This window comes from Otariodibacter sp., assembly GCF_029256985.1.
Taxonomy (GTDB): Bacteria; Pseudomonadota; Gammaproteobacteria; order Enterobacterales; family Pasteurellaceae; genus Otariodibacter.
In genome coordinates, this window is sequence record NZ_JARIDQ010000066.1 from 1 (window position 1) to 4,891 (window position 4,891).

General features: G+C 37.2%; 2 protein-coding genes and 1 rRNA gene. All 3 read left to right on the forward strand.

All coding sequences use genetic code 11. The features are described from left to right. Position 1 precedes the first annotated feature (1 nt). A 5S ribosomal RNA gene (gene rrf / locus Q1J40_RS06775) occupies positions 2-117 on the forward strand. Positions 118-335: 218 nt separating this feature from the next. Beyond that, positions 336-1,841, forward strand: a complete 1,506-nt coding sequence (putP, locus tag Q1J40_RS06780) for a sodium/proline symporter PutP (RefSeq protein WP_301099306.1) — start codon at positions 336-338, stop codon at positions 1,839-1,841. A 123-nt stretch (positions 1,842-1,964) separates the two neighbouring features. After that, the coding region (putA, locus tag Q1J40_RS06785; RefSeq protein WP_301099308.1) for a bifunctional proline dehydrogenase/L-glutamate gamma-semialdehyde dehydrogenase PutA at positions 1,965-4,891 on the forward strand (2,927 nt) is incomplete at its 3' end.

Here is a 4,891-nt window from a genome sequence, read left to right on the forward strand (position 1 = left end):
TCCTGATGGTCATAGTGCAGTGGAACTACCTGAATCCATTCCGAACTCAGAAGTAAAATGCTGTTATGCCGATGGTAGTGTGGTGATTCGCCATGTGAGAGTAGGTCGCCATCAGGGCTTTATTAAAGGAAACCGTAAGTTAGAGATAACTTACGGTTTTTTGCTTTTTATCTTCGAGATAAAATGTTATCCATATCTCATTTTTGTTAATTTATTGTAATTTATATATTTTTTTAAGTTATACTCTATGCGTAAGTAATGGGTTATATCATCTGTGACATCTAGTCTTTTGATAATTTCTATTATATTTTTTTATTTAACCAAGAGGAAATGCCATGTTTGGATTCGATCCAACCACAATTACATTTTTAATCTATATCGTAGGGATGATTTCTATTGGCTTCATTGCTTATCGGTTTACGAACAATTTATCCGACTATATTTTAGGTGGGCGTCGTTTAGGCAGTTTTGTAACAGGCTTATCAGCAGGTGCTTCAGATATGTCGGGCTGGCTATTGATGGGATTACCTGGTGCAATATATGCCGCAGGTTTAGTTGAAGGGTGGATTGCTATAGGTTTAACTATCGGAGCTTATTTAAACTGGCTATTTGTTGCAGGTCGATTAAGAATGCATACGGAATTTAATGCTAATTCATTAACTTTACCTGAATATTTTCATCATAGATTTGGTGATAAAACAAAATTACTGAAAATTATTTCTGCAGCGATTATTCTTTTCTTTTTTGCTATTTACTGTGCTTCAGGCGTTGTTGCTGGTGCTAGATTATTTGAGAACTTATTTGGTGTGCCTTATGAAACAGCACTTTGGTATGGTGCTTTAGCAACAATTATTTATACTTTTATCGGTGGTTTTTTAGCAGTAAGTTGGACTGACACTATCCAAGCAACATTAATGTTATTTGCATTATTTTTAACTCCAGTATTCATTTTGATCCAATTAGGTGGTTTTGAAGAAACTCATACTGTATTAATGCAAGCAGGTGAAGCTGCTAATAAAGATTTTACTGATTTATTCACTGGTACAACATTTGTTGGCTTATTAAGTCTTTCGGCTTGGGGATTAGGTTATTTTGGCCAACCACATATCTTAGCGCGTTTTATGGCTGCAGACAGTCCTCGTTCTATTCCTAACGCTCGCCGTATTAGTATGACTTGGATGATTATTTGTTTATTTGGTTCTGTCGGAATTGGATTTTTTGGTCAGGCATATTTTTTTGCTAATCTAGGACAAGCTGAATTAGTTAATCAAAATCATGAGCAAGTATTTATTGAACTTGCAAAATTATTATTTAATCCATGGGTTGCAGGTGTTTTATTATCAGCAATTTTAGCGGCAGTAATGAGTACATTGAGTTGCCAATTATTGATTTGTTCAAGTGCAATTACTGAAGATTTCTATAAAGGTATGTTAAAACCTAACGCAACAGAGAAAGAGTTAGTTTGGCTTGGTCGTATAATGGTACTGGCGATTGCAGTGCTTGCTATTGTGTTAGCTCAGGATCCTGATAGTAAAGTACTAGGGCTTGTTTCATATGCTTGGGCTGGTTTTGGTTGTGCATTTGGTCCAGTGGTTATTCTTTCACTCTTTTGGAAACGTATGAATGCCGCAGGAGCTATGGCTGGTATGTTAACTGGAGCGTTGGTTGTGGTATTTTGGAATACTTTAGTGCCAGACAGTGGTATTTATGAGATGATTCCAGGATTTATTTTAGCAACGCTTGCAATTTTTATTGTGTCACTCGTTACGCCAGCACCTAGAGAAGAAATTGTTACAACTTTTGAAAAAGCCCAAAAAGCTTACGAAAGAGAAATGAATTAATAGAAAATTAAAAGCGATTGATGTCTTATATCAGTCGCTTTTTTATTAGTAAAATTAATACTAACAAGCGGTAAGATACTCTTACTGTTTTGCAGAAGATATTTTATTCAGAAGGATTTATTTATGTCACTGCCAAACTATCAACTTCTCCCGTCAAATATAACTATTCGTTCAAAATTAAGTGCTCACTATCGAGCAGATGAGCAGTCATTAGTGAAATCATTAATTGAACAAGCGGAAACAGAATCTCTTTCAGGAGAGATTAAAATTTTAGCTAAGAAACTCGTTAGAAAAGTAAGAGAATCTCGCCAAAAAGCGAGCGGTGTGGATGCGTTAATGCATGAGTTTTCTTTATCTAGTCAAGAAGGTATTGCTTTGATGTGTTTAGCTGAAGCATTGTTGCGAATACCAGATCAAGAAACAGCAGATAAACTTATTAAGGATAAATTAGCAAAAGGCGATTGGCGATCTCACGTTGGACATAGTCCTTCGCTATTTGTTAATGCGGCAGCTTGGGGATTAGTGGTTACAGGAAAATTGTTAGATACACATAATGAGAAAGGCTTATCTTCAGCATTGACCCAACTGCTAGCAAAGGGTGGTGAACCACTGATTCGACGAGGTGTTGATGTTGCAATGCGTTTGCTTGGTAAGCAATTTGTGACGGGTGAAACAATCCAACAAGCCATAAAAAATGGTGAGAAACGTTTTGCTATTGGCTATCGTTATAGCTACGATATGCTAGGTGAAGCTGCGTTAACAGAAGAAGATGCTAAACGCTACTATAATGACTACGTTCAATCTATTCATGCCGTAGGCTCAACCTCTAAAGGGCTTGGTGTTTATCAGTCATCAGGTGTATCTGTGAAACTATCAGCAATCCACCCTCGTTATAGCTTATCGCAACATCAACGAGTAATGGACGAACTTTATCCTCGTTTAAAATCACTATTTCTATTAGCCAAACAATATGATATTGGCTTAAATATTGATGCGGAAGAGGCAGACCGTTTAGAACTCTCCTTGGATTTAATGGATAAATTACTTTCTGATTCTGATTTAGCTGGATTTGATGGTATTGGTTTCGTTGTGCAAGCCTATCAAAAACGTTGTCCTTATGTGATTGAGTACCTAACTGAGAAAGCACGAGAAAACAATCGAAAATTAATGATTCGATTAGTGAAAGGGGCTTATTGGGATACAGAAATCAAACGAGCTCAAACAGATAGCCTTGAAGGGTATCCTGTCTTTACCCGTAAAGTTCATACTGATTTGAATTATGTTGTGTGTGCTAAAAAATTGCTTTCTGCACAGGATGTGATTTATCCACAATTTGCAACCCATAATGCTCAAACGCTTGCTACCGTATATCACTTGGCTAAAGGCAAGAGTTTTGAATTCCAATGCTTACACGGAATGGGAGAAACCTTATATGATCAGGTTGTAGGTAAAGATAATTTGAATGTCCAATGCCGAATTTATGCCCCTGTGGGTTCTTATCAAACCTTACTTGCATATCTAGTTCGCCGTTTATTAGAAAATGGTGCAAATAGCTCTTTTGTGAATCAAATTGTTGATGAAAATTTAGATATTGATGAACTCGTCAAAGAACCAACCACAAAAGCCCTTGAAACAGAGGGTACTATGCATCCTAAAATTCCATTACCACAACATCTATTTGGCCAATCACGTTTTAATTCCAAAGGTTATGATTTAACGGATGCAATCTCATTAAAAACTCTTCAAGAGCAGTTAAATAATCTTTCACAAAAATATGTGGCAGAATCATTAATTGCGAACGGTAAAACAACTAATACCGAATCTCGTTTAGTCAATAATCCCGCTAATTTAACAGAAGTTGTTGGGGAAGTTATTGATGCCTCTTTAGAAGATATTGAGCGTGCGTTTGAAGTGGCAGAAGCATTTAAGTCAGAATGGCAAAATACTTCTCCAGTTGTTCGTGCTGAAGCATTAGAAAAAATGGCTGATTTAATGGAACAGAATATGCCTGTTTTATTCGATCTTGCAGTGAGAGAGGCAGGTAAAACATTAAATAATGCGATTGCAGAAGTGAGAGAAGCGGTCGATTTCTGCCGATATTATGCAAAAGAAGTGAAAGTGAATCCTGAAGGATTCACCCAACCTCGTGGCATTATTGCGACTATTAGCCCGTGGAACTTCCCTCTTGCTATCTTTGTTGGTGAAGTATCTTCTGCATTGGTAACAGGTAATGTGGTATTGGCTAAACCAGCGGAACAAACCAGTTTAATGGCACATTATGCGGTCATTTTATTCCATCAAGCAGGGATTCCTACTCAAGCACTTCAATGCTTGCTAGGAAGTGGTAAAGAAGTTGGAAATAAACTTATTGCTGATCCACGCATTGATGGTGTGATTTTTACTGGTTCAACGGCAACAGCGAAACATATCAACACGAATTTGCAAAAATCTGAGCGAATCTTACCGCTTATTGCTGAAACTGGCGGGCAAAATGCAATGATCGTGGATAGTTCTGCTTTGGCAGAGCAGGTTGTTGTAGATGTCTTGAATTCAGCATTTGATTCAGCAGGACAACGTTGTTCAGCTTTACGTGTACTTTATTTACAAGAAGATATCGCCGATCATCTACTTGAAATGTTAAAAGGTGCAATGGCGGAATTAAAAGTCGGTAAACCGCAAGCTCTTAATATTGATGTCGGCCCTGTGATTGATCGTACTGCACAATCTCGTTTACTTGAGCATATTGAGAAATTCAAAAAGGTTGCAAAATCTTATTATCAAGTACCGATAGAGGATTCTGTTGAACAGGGTGGAATCTTTGTACCTCCTACATTACTAGAGATTGATAATATCCGTCAGCTCACACAGGAAGTCTTTGGACCAGTTCTACACGTAGTTCGATTTAATGCTAAAAACTTATCGCAAGTGATGAAAGATATTAACTCGACTGGTTTTGGATTAACCAGTGGATTACATAGCCGTATTGATGAAACTGTTGAGCAATGGTTAGCAACAATTGAGGCAGGTAATTTATATGTGAACCGCAATAC

Bases quoted from the DNA above. Each gene is read 5' to 3' on its own strand.
- putP (WP_301099306.1), top strand. From the start codon at position 336: ATGTTTGGATTCGATCCAACCACAATTACATTTTTAATCTATATCGTA.